The organism is Serratia sp. EC4, from assembly GCF_059652115.1.
In genome coordinates, this window is sequence record NZ_JBNIDE010000001.1 from 1,216,217 (window position 1) to 1,239,034 (window position 22,818).

At 60.3% G+C, this 22,818-nt stretch carries 24 protein-coding genes; 6 read left to right on the forward strand and 18 right to left on the reverse strand.

Annotated elements, in window-relative coordinates:
* Nucleotides 1-47: 47 nt before the first annotated feature.
* Entirely contained in the window at nucleotides 48-1,250 is a 1,203-nt protein-coding gene (ackA, locus tag ACP39K_RS05680; protein WP_004936063.1) for an acetate kinase, read from the forward strand.
* A gap of 74 nt (nucleotides 1,251-1,324) precedes the next feature.
* Nucleotides 1,325-3,481 (forward strand): phosphate acetyltransferase, encoded by a 2,157-nt coding sequence (gene pta, locus ACP39K_RS05685; RefSeq protein ID WP_028127748.1) that lies wholly within the window; start codon nucleotides 1,325-1,327, stop codon nucleotides 3,479-3,481.
* A 63-nt stretch (nucleotides 3,482-3,544) separates the two neighbouring features.
* On the opposite strand, the gene ACP39K_RS05690 is transcribed toward pta, so the two are convergent.
* From ACP39K_RS05690 to ACP39K_RS05710, 5 genes are all read right to left on the reverse strand, one after another.
* A complete protein-coding gene (locus ACP39K_RS05690; RefSeq protein WP_089184851.1) occupies nucleotides 3,545-4,504 on the reverse strand; it encodes a transketolase family protein in 960 nt (319 codons plus the stop codon).
* Nucleotides 4,497-5,348 (reverse strand): transketolase, encoded by an 852-nt coding sequence (locus ACP39K_RS05695; RefSeq protein WP_033639778.1) that lies wholly within the window; start codon nucleotides 5,346-5,348, stop codon nucleotides 4,497-4,499. Before ACP39K_RS05695 ends, ACP39K_RS05690 begins: the two co-directional genes overlap by 8 nt.
* 13 nt (nucleotides 5,349-5,361) lie before the next feature.
* The gene (locus ACP39K_RS05700; protein ID WP_016926891.1) at nucleotides 5,362-6,741 is read right to left on the reverse strand and encodes a PTS ascorbate transporter subunit IIC; all 1,380 of its coding nucleotides are present in this window, start codon (nucleotides 6,739-6,741) and stop codon (nucleotides 5,362-5,364) included.
* Nucleotides 6,742-6,764: 23 nt separating this feature from the next.
* Nucleotides 6,765-7,046 carry a PTS sugar transporter subunit IIB gene (locus ACP39K_RS05705; protein WP_015378585.1) on the reverse strand — a complete coding sequence of 94 codons (282 nt, stop codon included), beginning with the start codon at nucleotides 7,044-7,046 and terminating at the stop codon, nucleotides 6,765-6,767.
* Between the two features lie 92 nt (nucleotides 7,047-7,138).
* Nucleotides 7,139-7,582 carry a PTS sugar transporter subunit IIA gene (locus ACP39K_RS05710; RefSeq protein ID WP_033639775.1) on the reverse strand — a complete coding sequence of 148 codons (444 nt, stop codon included), beginning with the start codon at nucleotides 7,580-7,582 and terminating at the stop codon, nucleotides 7,139-7,141.
* A 310-nt stretch (nucleotides 7,583-7,892) separates the two neighbouring features.
* Between ACP39K_RS05710 and ACP39K_RS05715 the strand changes: the two genes are divergently transcribed.
* Complete coding sequence (locus ACP39K_RS05715; protein WP_016926888.1) at nucleotides 7,893-8,912, forward strand: LacI family DNA-binding transcriptional regulator; 1,020 nt, start codon at nucleotides 7,893-7,895, stop codon at nucleotides 8,910-8,912.
* 54 nt (nucleotides 8,913-8,966) lie between these two features.
* Here the strand turns inward: ACP39K_RS05715 and yfcD are convergent, their stop codons facing one another.
* Together yfcD and yfcE are read right to left on the reverse strand one after the other, a co-directional pair.
* On the reverse strand, nucleotides 8,967-9,512 hold the full coding sequence (gene yfcD / locus ACP39K_RS05720; RefSeq protein ID WP_004936086.1) for an NUDIX hydrolase YfcD: 546 nt from the start codon (nucleotides 9,510-9,512) through the stop codon (nucleotides 8,967-8,969).
* Between the two features lie 99 nt (nucleotides 9,513-9,611).
* A complete protein-coding gene (gene yfcE / locus ACP39K_RS05725; protein WP_016926887.1) occupies nucleotides 9,612-10,163 on the reverse strand; it encodes a phosphodiesterase in 552 nt (183 codons plus the stop codon).
* Nucleotides 10,164-10,396: 233 nt separating this feature from the next.
* Between yfcE and yfcG the strand changes: the two genes are divergently transcribed.
* The 3 genes from yfcG (at nucleotide 10,397) to ACP39K_RS05740 (ending at nucleotide 12,440) form a co-directional block, all read left to right on the forward strand.
* The gene (gene yfcG, locus ACP39K_RS05730) at nucleotides 10,397-11,026 is read left to right on the forward strand and encodes a GSH-dependent disulfide bond oxidoreductase (protein WP_004936091.1); all 630 of its coding nucleotides are present in this window, start codon (nucleotides 10,397-10,399) and stop codon (nucleotides 11,024-11,026) included.
* Between the two features lie 111 nt (nucleotides 11,027-11,137).
* Nucleotides 11,138-11,509: a dihydroneopterin triphosphate 2'-epimerase gene (gene folX / locus ACP39K_RS05735; RefSeq protein ID WP_004936094.1), complete on the forward strand. Its 372-nt coding sequence runs from the start codon at nucleotides 11,138-11,140 to the stop codon at nucleotides 11,507-11,509.
* A 16-nt stretch (nucleotides 11,510-11,525) separates the two neighbouring features.
* Nucleotides 11,526-12,440, forward strand: a complete 915-nt coding sequence (locus tag ACP39K_RS05740; RefSeq protein WP_016926885.1) for a TIGR01777 family oxidoreductase — start codon at nucleotides 11,526-11,528, stop codon at nucleotides 12,438-12,440.
* 7 nt (nucleotides 12,441-12,447) lie between these two features.
* On the opposite strand, the gene hisP is transcribed toward ACP39K_RS05740, so the two are convergent.
* The 11 genes from hisP to ACP39K_RS05795 all read right to left on the reverse strand — a co-directional run bounded on the left by hisP (nucleotide 12,448) and on the right by ACP39K_RS05795 (nucleotide 22,775).
* A complete protein-coding gene (gene hisP / locus ACP39K_RS05745; protein ID WP_004936098.1) occupies nucleotides 12,448-13,221 on the reverse strand; it encodes a histidine ABC transporter ATP-binding protein HisP in 774 nt (257 codons plus the stop codon).
* 20 nt (nucleotides 13,222-13,241) lie between these two features.
* Nucleotides 13,242-13,946 (reverse strand): ABC transporter permease, encoded by a 705-nt coding sequence (locus ACP39K_RS05750; protein ID WP_004936100.1) that lies wholly within the window; start codon nucleotides 13,944-13,946, stop codon nucleotides 13,242-13,244.
* Nucleotides 13,943-14,629 (reverse strand): histidine ABC transporter permease HisQ, encoded by a 687-nt coding sequence (locus ACP39K_RS05755; protein WP_016926884.1) that lies wholly within the window; start codon nucleotides 14,627-14,629, stop codon nucleotides 13,943-13,945. Before ACP39K_RS05755 ends, ACP39K_RS05750 begins: the two co-directional genes overlap by 4 nt.
* 82 nt (nucleotides 14,630-14,711) lie before the next feature.
* Nucleotides 14,712-15,494, reverse strand: a complete 783-nt coding sequence (gene hisJ / locus ACP39K_RS05760; RefSeq protein ID WP_004936109.1) for a histidine ABC transporter substrate-binding protein HisJ — start codon at nucleotides 15,492-15,494, stop codon at nucleotides 14,712-14,714.
* Nucleotides 15,495-15,797: 303 nt separating this feature from the next.
* Nucleotides 15,798-16,370 carry a UbiX family flavin prenyltransferase gene (locus tag ACP39K_RS05765; protein WP_016926883.1) on the reverse strand — a complete coding sequence of 191 codons (573 nt, stop codon included), beginning with the start codon at nucleotides 16,368-16,370 and terminating at the stop codon, nucleotides 15,798-15,800.
* Between the two features lie 132 nt (nucleotides 16,371-16,502).
* Nucleotides 16,503-18,020: an amidophosphoribosyltransferase gene (purF, locus tag ACP39K_RS05770; protein ID WP_004936117.1), complete on the reverse strand. Its 1,518-nt coding sequence runs from the start codon at nucleotides 18,018-18,020 to the stop codon at nucleotides 16,503-16,505.
* A 21-nt stretch (nucleotides 18,021-18,041) separates the two neighbouring features.
* A complete protein-coding gene (gene cvpA / locus ACP39K_RS05775) occupies nucleotides 18,042-18,542 on the reverse strand; it encodes a colicin V production protein (protein ID WP_004936119.1) in 501 nt (166 codons plus the stop codon).
* 234 nt (nucleotides 18,543-18,776) lie between these two features.
* Complete coding sequence (gene dedD, locus ACP39K_RS05780; RefSeq protein ID WP_015378591.1) at nucleotides 18,777-19,514, reverse strand: cell division protein DedD; 738 nt, start codon at nucleotides 19,512-19,514, stop codon at nucleotides 18,777-18,779.
* Nucleotides 19,515-20,780 (reverse strand): bifunctional tetrahydrofolate synthase/dihydrofolate synthase, encoded by a 1,266-nt coding sequence (gene folC, locus ACP39K_RS05785; protein WP_497008356.1) that lies wholly within the window; start codon nucleotides 20,778-20,780, stop codon nucleotides 19,515-19,517. It lies immediately after the preceding gene.
* Between the two features lie 190 nt (nucleotides 20,781-20,970).
* Nucleotides 20,971-21,879 (reverse strand): acetyl-CoA carboxylase, carboxyltransferase subunit beta, encoded by a 909-nt coding sequence (gene accD, locus ACP39K_RS05790; protein WP_028127750.1) that lies wholly within the window; start codon nucleotides 21,877-21,879, stop codon nucleotides 20,971-20,973.
* A gap of 233 nt (nucleotides 21,880-22,112) precedes the next feature.
* Complete coding sequence (locus tag ACP39K_RS05795; protein WP_004936130.1) at nucleotides 22,113-22,775, reverse strand: DedA family protein; 663 nt, start codon at nucleotides 22,773-22,775, stop codon at nucleotides 22,113-22,115.
* Between the last annotated feature and the right edge of the window lie 43 nt (nucleotides 22,776-22,818).

Below are 22,818 nucleotides of genomic sequence, written 5' to 3' on the forward strand. Positions count from 1 at the left end.
GTGTTCGATTTTCTTTTAACAACACGACTATTTAAGTAGGTACTTCCATGTCGAGTAAGCTAGTACTGGTTCTTAACTGCGGCAGTTCTTCTCTGAAATTCGCCATCATCGATGCCGTTAACGGCGACGAATTCCTCTCCGGTTTGGCCGAGTGTTTCCACCTGCCTGAAGCTCGCATCAAGTGGAAAATGGACGGCGCCAAACACGAAGCTGCCCTGGGGGCCGGCGCTGCACACAGCGAAGCGCTGAACTTCATTGTTAATACTATTCTGGCACAAAAACCAGAGCTTTCCGCGCAGCTGACCGCTATCGGCCACCGCATCGTGCACGGCGGCGAGAAGTTCACCGCCTCCGCCGTGATCAACGACGAAGTTCTGCAGGGTATCAAAGATTCCGTGCCGTTTGCACCACTGCACAACCCAGCTCACCTGATCGGCATCGCGGAAGCGCTGAAATCCTTCCCTCACCTGGCTGACAAGAACGTTGCCGTGTTCGACACCGCGTTCCACCAAACCATGCCGGAAGAATCTTACCTGTACGCCCTGCCGTACAGCCTGTACCGCGACCACGGCGTTCGCCGCTACGGCGCACACGGCACCAGCCATTTCTACGTGACTCAGGAAGCCGCGAAGATGCTGAACAAGCCGGTGGAAGAAGTGAACGTGATCACTTGCCACCTGGGCAACGGCGGTTCCGTCACCGCAGTGCGCAACGGCCAGTGCGTTGACACCTCCATGGGTCTGACCCCTCTGGAAGGCCTGGTCATGGGCACCCGCAGCGGTGACATCGATCCGGCTATCATCTTCCACCTGCACGATTCTCTGGGCATGAGCGTTGACCAGATCAACAAGATGCTGACCAAAGAATCCGGCCTGCTGGGCCTGACCGAAGTCACCAGCGACTGCCGTTACGTTGAAGACAACTACGACAGCAAAGCCGACGCCAAACGCGCCATGGACGTGTTCTGCCACCGTCTGGCCAAATACGTCGGCGCCTACAGCGCGCTGATGGAAGGCCGTCTGGACGCGGTGATCTTCACCGGCGGCATCGGCGAGAACGCCGGCATGGTGCGCGAGCTGACCCTGAACAAACTGGGCCTGCTGGGCTTCGAAATCGACCACGACCGCAACATGGCCGCTCGCTTCGGCAAATCCGGCGCCATCACCAAAGACGGCAGCCGCCTGGCGCTGGTGATCCCGACCAACGAAGAGTTGGTCATCGCGCAGGACGCATCCCGCCTGACCGCGTAATGCTCTCAAAACACCGTCAGCCCAGGCTGACGGTGTTGTTTTAGCCTCATGTTAATCGTGAAGAGGACTATTCTGTGTCACGTACTATTATGTTGATCCCCACCGGCACCAGCGTCGGCTTGACCAGCGTCAGCCTGGGTGTCATCCGCTCCATGGAGCAAAAAGGCGTTCGTCTGAGCGTGTTCAAGCCTATCGCTCAACCGCGCACCGGCGACAACGCGCTCGACCAGACCACCACCATCATCCGCAGCAACTCCACTATCCCGGCGGCCGAACCGCTGCGCATGGATTACGTTGAAGGCCTGCTGAGCTCCAACCAGCAAGACGTGCTGATGGAAGAGATCGTGGCGCGCTACCACGAGAACACCAAAGACGCGGAAGTGGTGCTGATCGAAGGCCTGGTGCCGACCCGCAAACACCAGTTCGCCAACGCGCTGAACTACGAGATCGCCAAAACCCTGAACGCCGAGATCGTCTTCGTGCTGGCGCTGGGCAACGACTCCCCGGCGCAGCTGAAAGAGCGCATCGAACTGGCGCGCACCAGCTTCGGCGGCAGCAAGAACAAAAACATCACCGGCGTGATCATCAACAAGCTGAACGCGCCGGTCGACGATCAGGGCCGCACCCGTCCTGACCTGTCCGAAATCTTCGACGACTCCACCAAAGCCAGCATCGCCCACGTCGATCCTGCGCAGCTGTTCGCCAACAGCCCGCTGCCGGTTCTGGGCTGTGTGCCGTGGAGCTTCGATCTGATCGCCACCCGCGCCATCGACATGGCTCGCCACCTGAAGGCCCGCGTGGTCAACGAAGGCGACATCATGACCCGCCGCGTGAAGTCCGTGACCTTCTGTGCGCGCAGCATCCCGCACATGCTGGAACACTTCCGCCCAGGCTCCCTGCTGGTGACCTCCGCAGACCGTCCTGACGTGCTGGTCTCCGCCTGCCTGGCGGCGATGAACGGCGTGGAAATCGGCGCCATCCTGCTAACCGGCGGCTACGCCATCGACGAGCCGATCAAGAAGCTGTGCGAACGCGCCTTCCAGACCGGCCTGCCGGTGTTCATGGTCGACACCAACACCTGGCAGACCTCGCTGAGCCTGCAGAGCTTCAACCTCGAAGTGCCTGCGGACGACCACCAGCGCATCGAGAAAGTGCAGAACTACGTGGCCAGCCACATCAGCACCGAGTGGATCGATTCGCTGACCGCCACCTCCGAACGTTCACGTCGCCTGTCTCCACCGGCGTTCCGTTACGAGCTGACCGAGCTGGCGCGTAAAGCCGGCAAGCGCATCGTGCTGCCGGAAGGCGACGAGCCGCGCACCGTGAAAGCGGCGGCCATCTGTGCCGAACGCGGCATCGCGGAATGCGTGCTGCTCGGCAACCCTGACGAGATCCAGCGCGTCGCGGCGGCGCAAGGCGTTGAGCTGGGCAAAGGCATCGAAATCGTCGATCCGGTCGCCGTGCGTGAAAACTACGTGCCGCGTCTGGTTGAGCTGCGCAAGAGCAAGGGCATGACCGAAGTGGTCGCGCGCGAGCAGCTGGAAGACAACGTGGTGCTCGGCACCCTGATGCTGGAACAAGGCGAAGTCGACGGACTGGTGTCCGGCGCGGTTCACACCACCGCCAACACTATCCGTCCGCCGTTGCAGCTGATCAAAACCGCGCCGGGCAGCTCGCTGGTGTCCTCCGTGTTCTTCATGCTGTTGCCTGACCAGGTACTGGTCTACGGCGACTGCGCGATCAACCCGGATCCGACCGCCGAGCAGTTGTCTGAAATCGCCATCCAGTCTGCGGATTCCGCCGCGGCCTTCGGCATCGAGCCGCGCGTGGCGATGATCTCCTACTCCACCGGCAACTCCGGTGCAGGCAGCGACGTCGAGAAAGTGCGCGAAGCGACCCGTCTGGCGCAGGAAAAACGCCCGGACCTGATCATCGACGGCCCTCTGCAGTACGACGCCGCCATCATGGCCGACGTTGCCAAGTCCAAGGCGCCGAACTCACCGGTGGCCGGCCAGGCGACCGTGTTCATCTTCCCGGATCTGAACACCGGCAACACCACCTACAAAGCGGTACAGCGTTCCGCTGACCTGGTCTCCATCGGGCCGATGCTGCAAGGCATGCGCAAGCCGGTGAACGACCTGTCGCGCGGCGCACTGGTTGACGATATCGTCTACACCGTTGCGCTGACGGCGATCCAGTCTTCCCAGGCTGACGCTGCCGCCAAGGCCTGATATTCTTCAGGTTGAGCGATAAAAAAGCGCCGGTCATTGACCGGCGCTTTTCTTTTGCGTTCCCTAACGCGCCAGTAATTGCCCGGCGGCCTCCAGAATATGTTCGGCGGTCAGGCCATACTCCTGCTGTAAAAACGCCTGGGTGCCCACCTGGCCGTAACGCTCCTTCACTCCCACGCGCCGCATCGGCGTCGGGCACTCCTCCGCCAGCACCTCCGCCACCGCCGATCCCAGCCCGTTATGAATGCTGTGGTTCTCACAGGTGACGATGCGTCCGGTCTTGGCCGCGTAGGTTTTGATCAGTTCACGGTCGATAGGCTTGAGGGTGAACATATCGATCACCGCCGCGCTGACGCCCTGCCGCGCCAGCATCTCCGCCGCCTTCAGCGCCTCCGCCACCATGATGCCGTTGGCGATCAGCGTGACGTCGTCGCCATCGCGCAGCAGGTTGCCCTTGCCGATGGTAAAGCGCGAGCCTTCCTGGTAGATGCGCGTCGCCTGCTTGCGAATGGTGCGCACCCAGTAGAAGCCGCGCAGATCCATCAGTTGGCGCAGAACGTCGGCGAACATGGTGGCGTCGGTCACTTCCAGCACCACCGAATGCGCCAGCCCGCGCACAATGCCCATGTCCTCGAACGACATGTGGGTGCCGCCGTTGTGGCAGGCGCTTACCCCGGCGTCGGAAGCGATCACCTTGACGTTGTTGCGCTGGTAATCCAGCGACATGAACAGCTGATCGAAACAGCGGCGGCTGGCGAAGGCGGTGAAGGTATGCACGAACGGCACCCGGCCGGTAAGCGACAGCCCGGCGGCGACGCCGATCACGTTGGCCTCCATGATGCCGCAGTTGATCACGTGCTGCGGGTGATCCTTGTGCACGCCGTCCATCGCCATCGAGCTCATCAAATCCGCCTCCAGCGCGATGATCGGCGCGCCCGCCTCAATCTGCCGCCGCACCGCGCCGGCGTAGACTTTGCGCATTTCGACGGCGTCGTTTTCCAACTGCGTCACTACGTTAAACATGGGCGGCCTCCAGTTCGGCGATGGCTTTTTCGATCTCCAGCTGCACGTCCGGCGTCAGGCGCAGGTGGTGTGAGTTCGACAGGTTTTCCAGATAGGTCACGCCCTGTCCCTTGATGCTGTCGAGCACGATCGCCAGCGGCCGCTGTTCGCCGCCGCGCGCCGGCGCTACCGCCGCCAGCAGCGCCGCGATGTCGTCGCCCTTGATGGTTTGCACCTCAAAGCCGAAGGCGCGGAACTTGGCGGCCAGATCGAACGGTTGGATCACCTCGTCCAGCGCGCCGTCCAGCTGTTGCTTGTTGTAATCGATAAACAGCGTCAGGTTGTTCAGGTTGTGGTGGGCGATAAACTGGAACGCCTCCCAGCACTGCCCTTCATTCAGCTCTCCGTCGCCGAGGATGCTGAACACCCGGTTGCGCCGCCCCGCCAGCCGATGGGATAACGCCATGCCGGCGGCGATCGACACGCCCTGCCCCAGTGAGCCGGTGGTGGCGTCCACGCCGCGCGTGCGCAGCCGGTCCGGGTGGCTCGGCAGGCGCGTGCCGTTCTGATTGAGGGTCTTCAGTTCCGCCAGCGGGAAGTAGCCCTTGATCGCCAGCGTGCTGTACAGCGCCGGGCCGGCGTGCCCTTTCGACAGCACGAAGTCATCGCGCTCCGGCCAGTCCGGGTCCGCCGGATCGATGCGCATCACGCCGCCGTACAGCACCGCCAGCGTCTCCACCACCGACATGCAGCCGCCGTAGTGGCCGAAGCCCAGCCCGGTCAGCGCTTTCAGCGTTTCCAGACGGATCGCGCGCGCCAGAGTGCGCAGCTCTTCAATTTCCGTTTCGCTCGTTGTGTCGTTCATCAATCTGCCCTCGTTATTTCTCGACGCGGTCAGCGGCCGGCGCGCCTTTGCGTTTTCTCAAGAAGTTATGCGCCACCAGCAGCGCGAACACGGCGACGATCGCCAGCATGATCATCTCCTTCGACATAAAGCGCGCCATATTGCCCAGCAGGATGCCGATCACGCCGAAGTCGGCGTCAGAGAAGGTGGTGTTGGCAAAACCAAGCGCCCCCAGCACCGGCAACAGCAGCACCGGCAGGAAGGTGATCAGCAGTCCGTTGGCGAAGGCGCCCAGCATCGCGCCGCGCCGCCCGCCGGTCGCGTTGCCGAACACCCCGGCGGTAGCGCCGGTGAAGAAATGCGGCACCACGCCAGGCAGGATCAGCACCATCTTCAGTTGCCCCAGCAGGAACAGCCCGGCCAACCCGCCAAGGAAGCTGAACAGGAAGCCGATCAGCACCGCGTTGGGGGCATAGGGATAAACCACCGGGCAATCCAGCGCCGGCCGCGCGTTAGGCACCAGTTTTTCCGAGAAGCCGGTGAACGCCGGCACGATCTCCGCCAGAATCAAGCGCACGCCCTGCAGAATGATGAACACCCCGGCGGCGAAGGTGATGGCCTGGATAATCGAATACACCAGGTAGTTCTGGCCGCCACTGAGCTCGCTTTCCACATAGGCCCGCCCGGCGCAGATCGCCAGGATCAGGTAGATGACGATCATGGTCATCGAGATCGAAATGGAACTGTCGCGCAGGAAGCTGAGGTTTTTCGGCAGGTTCATCTCCTCGGTCGAGCGCGAGTTCTTACCCACCTTCGAGCCGATCCAGCCGGACAGCACATAGCCCAGGGTGCCGAAGTGGCCGAAAGCGATATCGTCGTTGCCAGTGATGCGGCGCATATAGCGCTGGGCGATCGCCGGGAAGAACGCCATCACCAACCCCAGGGTCAACGCGCCGGTAAACACCAGTTGCACGCCCTCGAAGCCCGCCACCGTCAGGATGATGCCGATCATGCAGGCCATGTAGAAGGTGTGGTGGCCGGTGAGGAAGATGTATTTCAGCCGGGTGAAGCGCGCCACCACGATGTTCGCCACCATGCCGAACGCCATGATCAAGGCGGTGGAAGCGCCGTATTTCTCCAGCGCGATAGAGACGATCGCTTCGTTGTTCGGAATGATGCCCTGAATATTAAATGCGTGTTCGAACATGCCGCCCAACGGATTGAGCGACCCGACCAATACCGTGGCGCCGCCGCCCAAAACGATAAAGCCGAGAATGGTTTTTACCGTGCCTTTCACCACGTCGGAAAAGGATTTCTTTTGCGCCAGCAAACCGATCAGCGCAATAAGCCCGACCAGCACCGAAGGCACCTTTAATATATCCACCACAAACTTAAGCGTTTCCTGGATAAACATATCCACCTCGCCAATCGTTTTATTCAGAGGATTGAGTGGGCTTCGAAGTAAGCGCGCAGCTTGGCTTCCAGCTCATTGATGTCGATGATGTTGCTGATCACCACCAACTGCTCGGCCGGCACGCTGGCGCTGTCGGCGATGTCTTTCGCCATCACGAACACGTCGGCTGCGCCGGGGGTGGCCGACGACAGGTCAGAGTGTTCGACCTCGGCCTCCACGCCCATTTTTTTCAGCACCTTTTTAATATTCATTTCCACCATAAAACTGCTGCCGAGACCGGAACCGCAAATCGCCATGATTTTCATGATATCCACCTGTTGAATTTAGCGTGTAGGGTAGCGCCGCCGGTCATATTCCCGGCGTTGTTAGCATTAATCGTGCTCCTGGTGATTAAACGTTAATAGCGGGCGATAATATCCTCGATTTGTCGTTTATCTTTGGCGTGAAATAACGCCTCCATTGCCTGATTGTCTGAAAATAATTCAGCCAGTTGCGAAATCAATTCGATGTGGCTGTTGCCGTCGGGCGCGGAAAGCGTCACCACCACCTGAACCGGATCGTTATCCGCGGAATGAAAGTTCACCCCCTGATGGATCTTCAACAGCGATAACCCCAGCGCGTTGGCGCCCTCCTCGGGCCGGGCGTGTGGCATGGCGATGCCCGGCGCCAGGACGAAGTAAGGGCCGAGCGTCTCCTGCTGATGAAAGATGGCCGTCAGATAATTCGGCGTAATCACGCCGTCTTGCAGCAGCGGCTGCGCGCTCAGCGTTACCGCCTGGCGCCAGTCCTCCACCCGTTCGCACAGCTGTATATGATCGGCGGTCAGCCACTCTTTCAGCACGTTATCCTCCCGAGAATCGATGATTGCGGCCGGTGATTAATTCACCGACGACGGTAAAACTTTAATCAACCCCTCCCGGCCACACAGTGATGGATATCACAAAGATAGCGCTACCAAAGCGCTATCATGCAGATCTGTGATAGCGCTATCAAAACGCCGCGCCGCGGCATGGCGTTAACCACAATTTTTTCTCGCTCTTTCGGGTAACGGGGTAGAATGTGCCACATACGGGGATCGTCGAAGCCGCGCCGTCGGCTTCCCACCCTCACCATTTTTATGCGCCGCGCGCGCATTTCAGTCGGGATTTGGCATGTCGATCGGTAAAAAACGACGCAGCACGGGCAGGGTGACGTTGGCTGACGTAGCGCAGCTGGCGGGCGTCGGCACCATGACGGTGTCGCGCGCGCTGCGCACGCCGGAGCAGGTTTCAGACAAACTGCGCGAGAAGATTGAAGCCGCGGTGAGCGAGTTGGGGTATCTGCCCAACCTGGCCGCCAGTTCGCTGGCGTCGGCCTCCTCCTACACCATCGCCATGGTGGTGCCCAGCCTGTCCGAATCCGGCTGCGCCGAGATGTTCGCCGGTCTGCAGAAAGTGCTGCAGCCCGCCGGCTATCACATCATGCTGGCGGAGTCGCAGCACCACCTGGAACGCGAGGAGAGACTGCTGGAGACCCTGCTCTCTTACAACCTGGCGGCGGCGGTGCTGCTCAGCGTCGAGCATTCGCAAAATGCCCGCAACGCGTTGATCGCCGCCAACATTCCGGTGGTGGAGATCGGCGCCGTGCGCGCCGATCCGATCGACATGAGCATCGGCATCGATTACGTGGCGGCCATGTATCAGCTGACGCAAACGGTGATCGCCGGCGGCTATCAGAATATCGGGCTGCTGTGCGCCAATCAGGAACAGTGGATTTTCCAGCAACACCTGCAGGGTTGGCACAAGGCGCTTCTGCGCAACCATATGTCGCCGCATCGGGTGATCAACGCCGCGCAGCCCGCCAGCTTCAGCACCGGCGCGCAGCAGCTGCCGGAATTTTTGCTGGCCTGGCCGGAGCTGGACGCGCTGGTGTGCGCCTCGGACGAACTGGCCGGCGGCGCGCTGTATGAATGCCAGCGGCGGCGCATCAAGGTGCCGGACAATCTGGCGGTGGTGGGGTTCGGCAACAGCGAGTTCAGCCGGGTGTGCCAGCCGCCGCTGACCACCATGACCATTCCGCATCGCGACATCGGCATTCAGGCCGGCCAGGCGCTGCTGGCGCGGCTGAACGAGCAACCCTGGCAACCGGCGGGCTCCCTGCCCGCCACGCTGTGCCGCCGCGACAGCTGCTGAATCCACAGCATAAAAAAAGCCGGTCGATGACCGGCTTTCTCACGCGTTGGCGTCTCAGTGGTTGTCGAGCGGCTTACCGTAATCCTGTTCGTTGTTGCGCGTCAGCCACAGCGACAGCGCCTTCAGCGAATCCGGGGTAAACTCGTCGCAGCGCGCGGTGATCTCTTCCGGCGTCAGCCAGCACACTTCAGCCACTTCTTCTTCCTGCAGCGCGAACGGGCCGTGCGATACGCAGCTGAACAGCGCCCCCCACACCCGGCACTGCTCTTCTTCGAAGTAGAACAGACCGTGTTCGGCGAAAGGCACGCCGGCGATGCCCAGCTCTTCTTCCGCCTCGCGGCGCGCCGAATCCAGTACGTTTTCACCGCTTTGCACTACGCCACCCGCCGTCGCGTCCAGCCAGCCCGGGTAGAAGTCCTTGATCTCGGTGCGACGCTGCACCAGAATTTTTCCCATCCCATCATGCACCACAATATAGGTAGCACGATGACGCAGCCGCTCCGCCCGCATCTGTTGACGACTGGATTGCGCAATCACCTCGTTTTGCTCGTCGACGATATCAACCCATTCGGTATCTGCAGCCTGACCCTGTTCCGCCATCCTCTAAAACCTTCTATTTTGGCGCGATGCATCCCGCGCGCTGGTTAATCAATGAGTGTTTTTCAAAGATTTTTATTGTGTGTGTATAAATTAGTGCGTTTAGCGTGTTAACGCCACCTCCGCGACGACCTTGCCGTCGTCGAGCGCCAGCACGCGCAAAGTGCCCCGATCCAACATGCCGTAGCTGGCCGGAAAGCCCCCTTTCGGGATGCTGACCGAGCCTGGATTGAAGCAATAGATCTCACCCTGCCGCTCCGCCTGCGGCAGATGCGTATGGCCGTAGGCCAGGACGTCACCGCGGGATAACGGCGGCAGTGCCGAGGGATGATAAAGGTGACCGTGGGTCAAAAACAATCGTCTTTTTTGCAGTAAAACCTGTTGCCAGGGCGCCTCGATGGGAAACGTCAGCAGCATCTGATCGACCTCGCTGTCGCAATTGCCGCGAACGGCGATGATCTTGTCGCTATAGCGATTCAATCGTTCGGCAACCTGAGCGGGCTGATACCCGGCGGGCAGCGCGTTGCGCGGGCCGTGATTCAGCAAATCACCCAGAAGAATCAGCCAGTCGGCGCCGTGTTGTGCGAACAATTCCAGCACGCGTTCGGTAGCCGGCAGCGATCCGTGGATATCCGAGGCGAACATCAGCTTCATAACCTTGTCCTATAGAGGGAAATAAGCGCCATTTTACCGCGCCGGCGCAGTGCGGCAAACCGCCGCCCGCCCCGGTGGAGAATTGTGATCCAACTGCGCAGATAGCATCGGACGAATCCCACATAGCCTGCTATCCTTAGCTGCTATTGTTGGATCTCTGATATACCTTTGTGCGCGGCGAAGACCGCAGCAACGTGTAATGAATTACAGATCACCTTACCGCAGGAGGCAACATGATTGACCTGTATTACGCGCCTACTCCCAATGGTCACAAGATCACCTTGTTTCTGGAAGAGGTCGGCTTGCCCTACCGTATCCATCGCGTAAACATCAGCGCCGGCGAGCAGTTCAAACCGGACTTTCTGAGCATTTCTCCCAACAACAAAATCCCGGCGATCGTCGATCAGCAACCGGTGGACGGCGGCGCGCCAATCAGCCTGTTCGAGTCCGGGGAAATCCTGCTGTATCTGGCGGAGAAGACCGGCAAGCTGCTGAGCAAGGGCCTGCGCGAACGCGCCGCCACCCTGCAGTGGCTGTTCTGGCAGGTGGCCGGGTTCGGGCCGATGCTCGGGCAGAATCATCACTTTAATCACTACGCGCCGCAGCCGGTGCCTTACGCCATCGAGCGTTACCATCTGGAGACCAAGCGGCTGTACGGCGTGCTGGACGCTGAACTGCAAAAACACCCGTACCTGGGCGGCGACAACTACAGCATCGCCGATATCGCCACCTACCCGTGGGTGGTGTCGCATCCGCGCCAGCGCATCGATCTGGCAGATTACCCGGCGGTGCGCAACTGGTTCGAGCGCATCAGCAACCGCCCGGCGACCGAGCGCGCCTACAAACTGGCCGAACAAGCCTAAGCGCCTCCCCCGACTCCCCGTCGGCCGGGGAGTCACATCGTCCTCACGTTATCATTTCCTTACTTTCCGTGTATTCTGAACGCTAATAATCAGACCTATGGAGAATCTCTGATGTCTTTCAGTCAACCCGACGCCGTTATTCGCATTAAAAATCTGCGGCTGCGCACGTTCATCGGTATCAAGGAAGAGGAAATCAACAACCGACAGGACGTTCTGATCAACGTGGTGATCCACTACCCGGCGGATAAGGCGCGCAACAGCGAAGACATCGCCGACGCGCTCAACTACCGCACCATCACCAAAGCGATCATCCGCCATGTGGAAGATAACCGTTTCGCGTTGCTGGAAAAATTAACGCAGGATGTGCTCGACATCGTAAAAGAACACGCCTGGGTAACCTATGCTGAAGTGGAGATAGATAAACTTCTGGCTCTGCGCTACGCCGATTCGGTCTCCATGACCATGAGCTACCGCCGGGGCTAACTCAGGGAGGTCGACCATGCGGATCCTGATCACCGGCGCAACGGGATTGATAGGCAGCAGCCTGACCGCAAGACTGCTGGCGCTTTCTCACCACATTACGGTACTGACTCGCGACGAGCGGCGCGCCCGAGCCAGGCTGGGCGATCGGCCGAGCTATTGGCAAACGCTGGACGACCGGCAGTCGCTGGATGACTTCGACGCAGTGATCAACCTCGCCGGCGAACCTATCGCCGACAAGCGCTGGAGCGCGCAGCAGAAAGAGCGCCTGTGCCGCAGCCGCTGGGATCTGACCGAACGGTTGGCGCAGCTGATCAAGGCCGGCAGCACGCCGCCCGGCGTGCTGATTTCCGGTTCCGCCGTCGGCTACTACGGCGATCAGGGGCAGGCGGTGGTCACCGAAGAGGAGCCGCCGCACGACGAATTCACCCACCAGCTGTGCCAACGCTGGGAAACGCTGGCGCTGCAGGCGCAGAGCGACGCCACCCGCGTCTGCCTGCTGCGCACCGGCGTGGTGCTGGCGCCACAAGGCGGCGCGCTGGCCAAAATGCTGCCGCCGTTCCGCTTCGGGCTGGGCGGCCCGATCGGCGACGGCCGCCAATATCTGCCGTGGATCCATCTCGACGACATGGTCAACGGCATTATTTATCTGCTGGATCACGCCACGCTGACTGGCCCGTTCAACATGGTCGCCCCCTACCCGGTGCATAACGAACAGTTCGCCGCCCAACTGGCCAACGTGCTCGATCGCCCGGCGTTTCTGCGGGTGCCGGCGTTCGTCATGCGCTTGTTGATGGGGGAAGCGGCGGTGCTGGTGCTCGGCGGCCAGCGGGCGGTGCCGAAACGGCTGGAAGAAGCCGGCTTCCACTTCCGCTATCTGGAGTTGGAACAGGCGTTGGATGACGTGATCAATCAGCGGGCCGAAGCCCGCTGATCTGACGTTACTTCAACGCACCGGACAGGAACTGCTGCAGGCGCGGGCTTTTGGGGTTGCCGAACAACTCGGCCGGCGGCCCCTGTTCTTCAATCAACCCTTTGTGCAGGAAGATCACGTGGTTGGAAACGTGGCGCGCAAACTCCATTTCGTGCGTCACCACCACCATGGTCTTCCCCTCCTCCGCCAGCTTCTGCATGATGCGCAGCACCTCGCCCACCAGTTCGGGATCCAGTGCCGACGTCGGTTCGTCAAACAGCAGCACCTCCGGCTCCATCGCCAATGCGCGGGCGATAGAGACGCGCTGCTGCTGGCCGCCCGACAGGTGCACCGGGTATTTGCCGCGCGCCCGCTCGTCGATGCCCACTTTGTCCAGGTAGCGCACCGCGCGCTCGTGCGCGTCGGCCTTGCTCAGCCCCAGCACCTGCACCGGCGCTTCCATCACGTTCTCCAGCACCGTCATGTGGCTCCACAGGTTAAAGTGCTGAAATACCATGGTCAGGCGGGTACGCAACAGCTGCAGCTGCTTCTTGTCGAATACCTTCAGTTGGCCGTCCTTGTCGCGTACCATGCGAATATCTTCGTTGTTCAGACTGATCGAACCTTCGCTCGGCTTCTCAAGGAAGTTGATGCAGCGCAGAAAGGTGCTTTTGCCGGAGCCGGAGGAGCCGATGATGCTGATCACATCCCCGGCGTTGGCCGCCAGCGAGACGCCCTTCAGCACTTCGTGGTCGCCATAGCGTTTGTGCAGTTCCGTGACGGCTAATTTATTCTCAGACATGGTTTTCTTCCCGTCATTTATCAGTGACTAACGTGTGCCATCCAGCGTTTCTCAGCTTTGCGGAACAGGCTGATTAACACGTAGGAGATGATCAGATACAGCACCGCCGCGATGCCGAAGGCGTAAAACGGCTGATAGGTCGCGGCGTTGATGTCGCGCGCGATCTTCAACAGGTCCGGCACGGTGGCGGTAAACGCCAGCGCGGTGGAGTGCAGCATCAGGATCACTTCGTTGCTGTAAGCCGGCAGCGCGGTGCGCAGCGCCGAAGGCAAAATGATGCAGCGATACATCTTGAAACGCGAGAAACCGTAGGCGTTGGCGGCCTCGATTTCACCGTGCGGCACCGAGCGGATCGCCCCGGCGAAGATCTCGGTGGTATAAGCGCAGGTGTTGAGCGTCAGCGCCAGGATGGTGCAGTTGAGCCCGCTGCGGAAAAACGCATTGAGAAACTCGCTGCCGCGCACGATCTCGAGGCTATACATGCCGGAGTAGAACACCAGCAGTTGCACGTACAGCGGCGTACCGCGAAACACATAGGTGTAGAGCCACACCGGGAAACGCACCCAGCGAAGGGAAGAAACGCGCGCCACCGCCATCGGGATCGCCAGCAGCCCGCCCATCACCACCGAGGCAATCAGCAGCCACAGCGTGATCGCCACGCCGGTGAAGCGGTAGCCGTCACTCCACAGCAGCGACTGCCAATACTGTTGCAGGATCTCGATCATAGTTCGGCCCTCTTGACGCCCAGTGAGTAACGCCGTTCAAGCCACAGCAGCACGCCGTTGGAAACGGTAGTGAAGATCAGATACACCACGCCGGCCACGATGGCGAAGAAGAACGGCTGATAGGTGCCTTTTCCCGCCAGCTGCGTGGCTTTGACCACATCGTTCAGGCCGAGAATCGACACCAGCGCCGTCGCCTTCAGGATCACCTGCCAGTTGTTGCCGATGCCCGGCAGGGCGAAACGCATCATCGCCGGGAACAGAATGCGCCGGAAGATCTGCGCGCCGCTGAAGCCATAGGCCGTCGCCGCTTCGATCTGCCCTTTCGGCACCGCCAGATAAGCGCCGCGGAAGGTCTCGGTAAAATAAGCGCCGTAGATAAAGCCGAGGGTAATGATGCCGGCGCCGAGCGGATCGATATCGATCTGCGCGAAGCCCAGCAGCGTAGTGATATTGTTCAGCGCGATTTGCAGACCGTAAAAAATCAGCAGCATCAGCACCAGATCGGGCACGCCGCGGATCAGCGTGGTATAGGCGCCGAACAGGCCGGAGATAAAGGGGTTATGAGACAGTTTGCCACCGGCGCCGATCAGGCCGATCACCACCGCCAGCAACACGGAACTGAGGGCCAGCTCCAGCGTCACCAGAGCCCCCTCGAAAATCAGTTGGGAATAGCCTTGCAGCATCTACTTCACCCTGTGGTCTAGGATCCGAACCATCGGGGCCGGCACGCCGGCCCCGCAGTCACAGCATGGAACGGTAAGCGGATTACCCGCCGTAGACGTCAAAGTCGAAGTACTTTTTCGCGTATTTGTCGTAGGTGCCGTCTTTGCGCATCTCGGCGAAGGCTTTGTCCAGCGCCGCTTTCAGCTCGGTATCGGTCTTGCGCAGCCCCATGCCGGTGCCGACGCCGAAGAACTTGTCATCCTTCACCGATTCGCCGGCGAACGCATAGTCTTTGCCCGGCGGCTGTTTCAGGAAGCCGTCGCTGCCCGCCACTTCATCCTGGAAGGCGGCGTCGATACGGCCGGAAGCCAAATCGGCGTAAACCAGATCCTGGTTCTGGTAAGGCACGACGGTGATGCCCTTCGGCTGCCACATGGCGTTGGCGTAGGCTTCCTGGGTGGTGCCCTGCAACACGCCCACACTCTTGCCTTTCAGGGCGTCCACGGTAGGCAACAGCTTGGACCCTTTCGGCGCGATCAGACGCGCGTTGGCGGCATACAGCTTGTCGGTAAAGGCGATTTCCTGCTGGCGTTTTTCGGTGATGGACAGCGAAGAGATGATGGCGTCGATTTTCTTCGCCTTGAGGGATGGGATCAGCGCGTCGAAGTCGCTCTCCACGAAGGTGCATTGGGTATTGATGCGTTTGCACAGCTCTTTGGCCAAATCGATGTCAAAGCCAACCAATTCGCCTTTGGCGTTTTTGGATTCAAACGGTGCGTAAGTCGGATCGGTGCCAATCTTCAGCGTGGAAGGAATGGCGGCAAAGGCGCTGCTGGCGGCGCTCAAAGCCAGAACTAACGGCAAAATCAAAACCCGCTTTTTCATAAATTACCCTCAAATTGATTTTTTGATGCCACTACGGGCATTACTTTTCCCCACCAAATCAATTTGCAGTAATCGTGCCACATTAGGTGCTACGGGCGGAGGGAACGGCTCCGGCCTTCACAATACTGTTTCCTGGGACGATAACCGCAAAATTAAATCGGCCGCTCGGGGCCGCGCCACTGGCAGCCGCGATAAGGCGGCGCCATGAAACAGTGAACGTGATGAAGTGGGATCATTATGGTGCATGCGCCGCCCTAATTCAGTGCGGTGTTGCACAAATGTGCCAATTTGGGGATGAAAATGTTAATCAGCACCCTGCCAGCGGGTGAACAGATCGGCCGGCAGTTCGATATCAAACTGATCGATCACCCGATTGACGGTCTGATCGATGATGTCTTCCACGCTTTTCGGCTGGTGGTAAAACGCCGGCACCGGCGGCATGATCGCCGCGCCCATCTCCGCCGCCTGCGTCATCAACCGCAGGTGTCCCAGATGCAGCGGCGTTTCCCGCACGCACAGCACCAAACGGCGGCGCTCTTTGAGCACCACGTCGGCGGCGCGGGTCAGCAGCCCGTCGCTGTAGCTGTTGACGATGCCGGACAGGGTTTTGATCGAGCATGGCAGGATCGCCATGCCCAGGGTTTTGAAGGAACCGGAAGAGATGGCGGCGGCGATATCGCGCGCATCGTGCACCACGTCGGCCAACGCCTGCACTTCACGCAGGCTGTACGGCGTTTCCAGCGCCAGCGTCTGCCGTGCAGCGTTGCTCATCACCAGATGGGTTTCCACCTCTGCGACGTCGCGCAAAACCTGTAACAGGCGCACGCCGTAGATCGCGCCGCTGGCGCCGGAAATGCCGATGATGAGTCGTTTCATGGAAAATGGCCTCTGCCGTAAAAAGTAAGATCAGGCAGACTTTGCCGCAATGGCGAGGGATAAGCAAGTTCACAGGAGCAAGGCGCACCGCCGCAGACGCGGCGATGCCCCCCGAGTAATCAACGCGGCCGGTTAGCCTTCGTTGTGCAGTTCCAGATTTTCCGCTTCGGTTTGCCCTCGCAGCGCCTTGGCGTCGTCGCTGCGCAGCGACTCCAGATATTCCAGATAGCTTTGATCGACGTCTTTGGTCACGTAGATGCCGTTGAACACCGAGCATTCGAACTGGGTGATGTCCGGGTTCTCTTCGCGCACCGCTTCGATCAGATCGTCCAGGTCCTGGAAGATCAGCCCGTCGGCGCCGATAATCTGGCGGATTTCATCCACTTCACGCCCGTGGGCGATCAGTTCGTTGGCGCTCGGCATGTCGATGCCGTAGACATTCGGGAAACGCACTTCCGGCGCGGCGGAAGCCAGGTACACACGCTTGGCGCCCGCTTCGCGCGCCATCTCGACGATCTGTTCCGACGTGGTGCCGCGCACGATGGAGTCATCCACCAGCAGCACGTTCTTGTCGCGGAACTCGGCGCGGTTGGCGTTCAGCTTGCGGCGCACCGACTGACGACGCGCCTGCTGGCCCGGCATGATAAAGGTGCGGCCGACGTATCGGTTCTTCACAAAGCCCTGGCGGTAGGGTTTCTCAAGAATGCGCGCGATCTCCAGCGCGATGTCGCAGGAGGTTTCCGGGATTGGGATCACCACGTCGATGTCCAGATCTTCCCATTCGCGGGCAATCTTCTCACCCAGCTTCTGGCCCATGCGCACGCGGGCGCTGTAGACCGAGATCTTGTCCATAAAGGAGTCCGGGCGCGCGAAATAGACGTATTCGAACAGGCACGGGTTGGTTTTCGGGTTCTCTGCGCACTGGCGGGTGAACAGCTGGCCCTTGGTGGTGATGTACACCGCTTCGCCCGGCGCCACGTCGCGCAGGAACTCAAAGCCCAGGGTATCCAGCGCCACGCTCTCGGAAGCCACCATGTACTCGCTGCGGCCATCCTCCAGCGTGCGCTTGCCGATCACCAGCGGACGAATGCCGTTCGGATCGCGGAACGCCAGCAGGCCATGGCCGATGATCATCGCCACGCAGGCGTAAGCGCCGCGCAGTTGCTGATGCATGGCGGCGACCGCGGTAAAAATGTTGTCGGCCTCCAGCGGATAATGCGGGAAGCGATCCAGCTCGCTGGCCAGCACGTTCAGCAGGATTTCCGAGTCGGAGGTGGTGTTGACATGGCGGCGGCCGCTTTCGAACAGCTTTTGGCGCAGCTCATGGGCGTTGGTCAGATTGCCGTTGTGGGCCAGCGTAATGCCGAACGGCGAGTTGACGTAGAAAGGCTGGGCCTCAGAGGCGCTCGAGCTGCCGGCCGTCGGGTAACGCACATGGCCAATGCCCATGTTGCCCTGCAAGCGTTGCATATGGCGCGCCTCAAACACATCTTTCACCAGGCCGTTGGCTTTACGCAAACGGAACCCGTTGTGGGCGTCAATGGTGACGATGCCTGCGGCATCCTGGCCACGGTGCTGAAGCACCGTCAGCGCATCATAAATCGACTGGTTTACCGGCATGAAACCGGCGATACCGACAATACCGCACATGTTGTCTTTTCCTCATCAGCGCTACCGCCCCGGCAATTGGGTCGGCAAGAAACTCGACGTGCTCTGCAGGTAGTCAAAGAACCACCTGATGACGTAACTGAACTGGGGAATGAGCTGTGACTGTTTCCAGTCGGCACTCTGTGAAAAGCCGGTAAAGGTATCCAGGAAGAACAGGATCGCCGCGACGATCAATACTCCGCGCAGCGCGCCGAAGCAGATGCCCAACACCCGGTCGGTGCCCGACAACCCGGTTTTCTCTACCAGTGAGCTAATCACATAGTTAACAATAGCCCCTACGATCAAGGTCGCGATGAACAAAATCGCGATCGCGATGCCGTTTCGCACCAGTTCATCTTCAAAACGAGTGAAATAGACCGCAAGGTAAGAGTAGAAATGGCTGGCAACAAAAAACGCACATCCCCATGTCACAAGTGACAATGCTTCGCGAACAAACCCTCGGATCAGGCTCACCAGAGCCGAAAATCCAATCACCGCTATAATGACGTAATCAATCCAGACCATGAACTATTCCAATGATGAATCGCCCCTGCATCCAATTCGCGGCGAATTCTAACAGAAAAAGAAAACGTTTGCGTAGGGGATTTCCTACCACGTTACAAATAAAAAGCGGCGATCAAAAAATTCCCAATCGCCGCGCCTACATAGGTGATTTCGCCTGTAAAAGGCGCGGTTTTTCTCGCTTTATCTCCACCACTCCTTAATTCAGGGGCGCATCGTGCTGCGCCCCTGCGGGGTTTAACGGCCGTACGGCTTCACCTGCCCGCTCAGCCCGCTGATCGAGTTCAGCGACGGCAGCGCCGCCTGCAGCTTCTGCTTGGAAGCGTCCGGGCCGACATAGATGCGGGTGATCTGCCCCTGCACCGGCGTTGACGGCACGGTAAAGGCGCGATAGCCCGAGAGGCGCAGCGAGGCGACAATCTCGTTCGCCTTGGCGGCATTTTTCAACGCCCCGAGCTGCACGACGTAGGCTTGTCCGGCCGGCGCTTTTTCTTCCGCCGGTTTCGGCTGCGGCGTCGGTTCAGGTTTCGGCGTCGGCTCCGGCTTCGGTACCGGCTTCACTTCCACCGGTTTCGGTTGCGGAGCCGGTTTCGGTTTCACTTCCACCGGTTTGGTTTCTACCGGTTTCGGCTTGGGCTGCGGCACCGGCTGAGGACGCGTCTCGACCGGTGGCGGCGCCACCTGCGCTGGCTGCTGAGCACCTTGCCGCACCGCCTGTTGCGCCGCCGCTTCGTTGGCCGCCTGCTGTTCGACCAGCGCGCCCGCCCCTTCCGGCGGCTGCGCAGGCAACGGTTGCGTCACCGGTGGCAGCACGTCGTTCTCTTCGACGTCGCCCGCCTTCGGCACCAACGGAATGGCCGCGAATTCATCCTCGTAATGCTTCTTTTTGCCGTCCAGCAACCCTGGCAGGATGATCACCCCCAGCGCCACCAGAATCACGGTTCCGACCAGTCGGTTCTGAAATTTACTCGCCACTCACACTCCCCGCATCTCGTCTAACGCCGCCATCACCTGCGCCACGGTGTGGAACGATCCACAGACGATCACAATATCCTGTTTATCAGCATCCTGCATAGCCTGCTGCCAGGCAGTTTCGACATCATTAAAGCGGCGCGGTTCCGTCAGATGTTGCGCCAGTTGTTCGACGCTGGCGCCGCGCGGCCCGTCGAGCGGCGCGCAGTACCATTCATCCACCTGCTCGCTGAGGCAGGCCAGCGTGCCGGCGATATCCTTGTCCGACAGCATGCCCACCACCGCGCGCACCTTGCCGCCGTTGCGCGGCAGTTTGGCCAGACGCCCGGCCAGATAGCCGGCGGCATGCGGGTTGTGCGCCACATCGAGGATCAGCGTCGGCTCCCGCCGCACGATCTGGAAACGCCCCGGCAGTGTCGCCTGCTGCAGTCCGGTGAAAATCGCGCGTTCGTCGATTTCCAGCGGGCTGCAGTTGAGCGCCGCCAGCGCGGTAGCGGCGTTGGCCAGCGGTACGTTCGGCGTCGGCAGATCGGTCAGCAGCGTGTCACCGCCTTGCCACTGCCAGCGATCGCCCTGCTCGCTGAAGCGCCAGGCTTCACCACGGCGAGACAGCGGCGCGCCCAGCGTTTCGGCAACCTGACGAATGCTGTCCGGCATATCGGGTTCACCGACCACCGCCGGTTTGCCGCTGCGGAAAATGCCGGCCTTTTCACGGCCGATGCTTTCGCGATCGTTGCCCAGCCAGTCGGTGTGATCGAGCGCAATGCTGGTGATCACCGCCACGCTCGGATCGACGATGTTAGTGGCGTCGAGACGCCCGCCCAGCCCCACTTCCAGGATCACCACGTCGAGTCGCGCCTGTTTGAACAGCTGCAGCGCCGACAGGGTGCCGAATTCGAAATAGGTCAGCGACGTTTCGCCGCGGCCGGCTTCAATGGCGGCGAACGAGCGGCTGTGCTCCGCTTCGCTCAGCTCTTCGCCCTGAATGCGCACGCGTTCGGTATAGCGCACCAGATGCGGTGAACTGTAGACGCCGACGCGCAGGCCGGCGGCCAGCAGAATAGCTTCAAGGGTGCGACAGGTGGTGCCTTTGCCGTTGGTGCCGGCAACGGTGAACACCGTGGGTGCGGGGGTCAGTAAATCCAGATGCGCCGCGACGCGCTGTACGCGCTCAAGGCCGAGTTCGATCGCCTGGCTATGCAGACGTTCCAGATAGTAAAGCCACGAGCTCAATGGCGACGTGGCTTGGGGAATTTGGTGGTTTTGCATGAGTCCCATCACTGAACTTGGGTTCATTAATCCATCAGGGCACCACCCTCACCGCGGTAAAGGCGATGCGCTTCGTGACTGCCGCCAGCCTGCAAACCGCAGCGGAAAGGCTACGGCCGGCAGGGAGCGGGCATCAGCCGTCACTTAGCCACAAAGTGGCGGCTGAACCCGGGCGGGATCTGTCTTTGCCTCAGGCGTCGGCCTGCGGCTCCGGCTCAATGACCGGCGCGGCCTCATCGAAATGCGGCTGCGGCTGGTTGGTCAGCTTGGACAGAATGCTCGCCAACGTTTGGCGCATTTCCGGACGGCGAACGATCATGTCGATCGCGCCTTTTTCGATCAGGAACTCGCTGCGCTGGAAGCCTGGTGGCAGTTTCTCGCGCACGGTTTGCTCGATAACGCGCGGGCCGGCAAAACCGATCAGCGCTTTCGGCTCGGCGATATTGATGTCGCCCAGCATCGCCAGGCTGGCGGAGACACCGCCCATGGTCGGGTCGGTCAGCACGGAGATATACGGCAAGCCGCGCTCCTGCATTTTGGCCAACGCCGCGCTGGTTTTCGCCATCTGCATCAGTGACATCAGCGCTTCCTGCATGCGCGCGCCGCCGCTGGCGGAGAAGCACACCAGCGGACAGTTGTCCTCCAGCGCCTGCTCAACCGCACGCACGAAACGCGCGCCGACCACGGAAGACATCGAGCCGCCGATGAAGGCGAATTCGAAGGACGCGGCGACGATCGGCATGCCGTACAGCGTGCCCTTCATCACCACCAGCGCGTCTTTCTCGCCGGTCGCTTTCTGTGCGGCGACCAGACGATCTTTATAGCGCTTGGAATCCTTGAATTTCAGAACGTCCTTCGGCTCCAGATCGCTGCCCAGCTCCACTTCGCTGCCTTCGTCCAGCAGGGTATGCAGACGCGCGCGCGCGCTCATACGCATGTGGTGGTCGCACTTCGGGCACACTTCCAGATTCCGCTCCAGCTCGGCGCGGTAGAGAACCTGGCCGCAGCTGTCGCATTTAGTCCAGACCCCTTCAGGAATGCTCGCCTTACGGGTTTGTGTGATATTGCTCTTGTTAAGAATTCGTTCAATCCAGCTCATCGATGACCTTTCTGTTTGAACCTGGCACACGCCAGTCCGCTGTTCATGCTTTAACAATCCCCCCGAAAACACCCCCAATGAAAAAATGCCCGTTCGCGGCGCGGCAAGCGCGGCGACTGAGGCATCGGCTTCAGGGTTGTTCGCAGGAACAGACCATAATGTCGCTCATTAAACCATATCGGCCCGACGCTGTGGACAAAAAACTGGTCGAACCGACAGGTTAAGCGATGTTTTTACTGTTTTTGCTGGCGGGCGGCCGCGCGCTTGTGGCGCCAAATTTCAATCACGCCCGGCAGAATCGAAACGATGATGATCCCGACGATCAACAGCTTCAGGTTCTCCTGCACCACCGGCAGATCGCCGAACAGATAGCCAGCATAAGTGAAGAGCAGCACCCAAACCAGTGCGCCAATCACGTTGTAGGCGGCGAAGTGGCGATAGGACATATGCCCCATGCCCGCGACGAACGGCGCAAAAGTACGCACGATCGGCACGAATCGCGCCAGAATAATCGTTTTCCCACCGTGCTTCTCATAGAACTGATGCGTCTTGTCCAGGTAGCTGCGGCGGAAGATTTTCGAATTCGGGTTGCTGAACAGCTTCTCGCCGAACAACCGCCCGATAGTGTAGTTCACCGCATCGCCGATGATCGCCGCCACGGCCATCAACGCCACCATGGTGTGCACGTTCAGATCGTTGGTCGGCAACGCCGCCAGCGCGCCGGCGACGAACAGCAAAGAATCCCCCGGCAGGAACGGCGTCACCACCAGACCGGTTTCGCAAAACAGGATCAGGAACAGAATAGCGTAGACCCACATGCCGTATTGTGCGACCAGTTCGGCCAAGTGCACATCAATATGCAGAATAAAATCAATAATAAACTTGATGATGTCCATAAATTCTCTCATTGATGCCGGGCGTTTCAATCACCCGGCAGAA

Bases quoted from the DNA above. Each gene is read 5' to 3' on its own strand.
- ackA (WP_004936063.1), top strand. From the start codon at position 48: ATGTCGAGTAAGCTAGTACTGGTTCTTAACTGCGGCAGTTCTTCTCTG.
- ACP39K_RS05690 (WP_089184851.1), bottom strand. From the start codon at position 4,504: ATGTTTAACGTAGTGACGCAGTTGGAAAACGACGCCGTCGAAATGCGC.
- ACP39K_RS05695 (WP_033639778.1), bottom strand. From the start codon at position 5,348: ATGAACGACACAACGAGCGAAACGGAAATTGAAGAGCTGCGCACTCTG.
- ACP39K_RS05700 (WP_016926891.1), bottom strand. From the start codon at position 6,741: ATGTTTATCCAGGAAACGCTTAAGTTTGTGGTGGATATATTAAAGGTG.
- ACP39K_RS05705 (WP_015378585.1), bottom strand. From the start codon at position 7,046: ATGAAAATCATGGCGATTTGCGGTTCCGGTCTCGGCAGCAGTTTTATG.
- ACP39K_RS05715 (WP_016926888.1), top strand. From the start codon at position 7,893: ATGTCGATCGGTAAAAAACGACGCAGCACGGGCAGGGTGACGTTGGCT.
- yfcD (WP_004936086.1), bottom strand. From the start codon at position 9,512: ATGGCGGAACAGGGTCAGGCTGCAGATACCGAATGGGTTGATATCGTC.
- yfcE (WP_016926887.1), bottom strand. From the start codon at position 10,163: ATGAAGCTGATGTTCGCCTCGGATATCCACGGATCGCTGCCGGCTACC.
- yfcG (WP_004936091.1), top strand. From the start codon at position 10,397: ATGATTGACCTGTATTACGCGCCTACTCCCAATGGTCACAAGATCACC.
- folX (WP_004936094.1), top strand. From the start codon at position 11,138: ATGTCTTTCAGTCAACCCGACGCCGTTATTCGCATTAAAAATCTGCGG.
- ACP39K_RS05740 (WP_016926885.1), top strand. From the start codon at position 11,526: ATGCGGATCCTGATCACCGGCGCAACGGGATTGATAGGCAGCAGCCTG.
- hisP (WP_004936098.1), bottom strand. From the start codon at position 13,221: ATGTCTGAGAATAAATTAGCCGTCACGGAACTGCACAAACGCTATGGC.
- ACP39K_RS05750 (WP_004936100.1), bottom strand. From the start codon at position 13,946: ATGATCGAGATCCTGCAACAGTATTGGCAGTCGCTGCTGTGGAGTGAC.
- ACP39K_RS05755 (WP_016926884.1), bottom strand. From the start codon at position 14,629: ATGCTGCAAGGCTATTCCCAACTGATTTTCGAGGGGGCTCTGGTGACG.
- hisJ (WP_004936109.1), bottom strand. From the start codon at position 15,494: ATGAAAAAGCGGGTTTTGATTTTGCCGTTAGTTCTGGCTTTGAGCGCC.
- ACP39K_RS05765 (WP_016926883.1), bottom strand. From the start codon at position 16,370: ATGAAACGACTCATCATCGGCATTTCCGGCGCCAGCGGCGCGATCTAC.
- purF (WP_004936117.1), bottom strand. From the start codon at position 18,020: ATGTGCGGTATTGTCGGTATCGCCGGTTTCATGCCGGTAAACCAGTCG.
- cvpA (WP_004936119.1), bottom strand. From the start codon at position 18,542: ATGGTCTGGATTGATTACGTCATTATAGCGGTGATTGGATTTTCGGCT.
- folC (WP_497008356.1), bottom strand. From the start codon at position 20,780: ATGCAAAACCACCAAATTCCCCAAGCCACGTCGCCATTGAGCTCGTGG.
- accD (WP_028127750.1), bottom strand. From the start codon at position 21,879: ATGAGCTGGATTGAACGAATTCTTAACAAGAGCAATATCACACAAACC.
- ACP39K_RS05795 (WP_004936130.1), bottom strand. From the start codon at position 22,775: ATGGACATCATCAAGTTTATTATTGATTTTATTCTGCATATTGATGTG.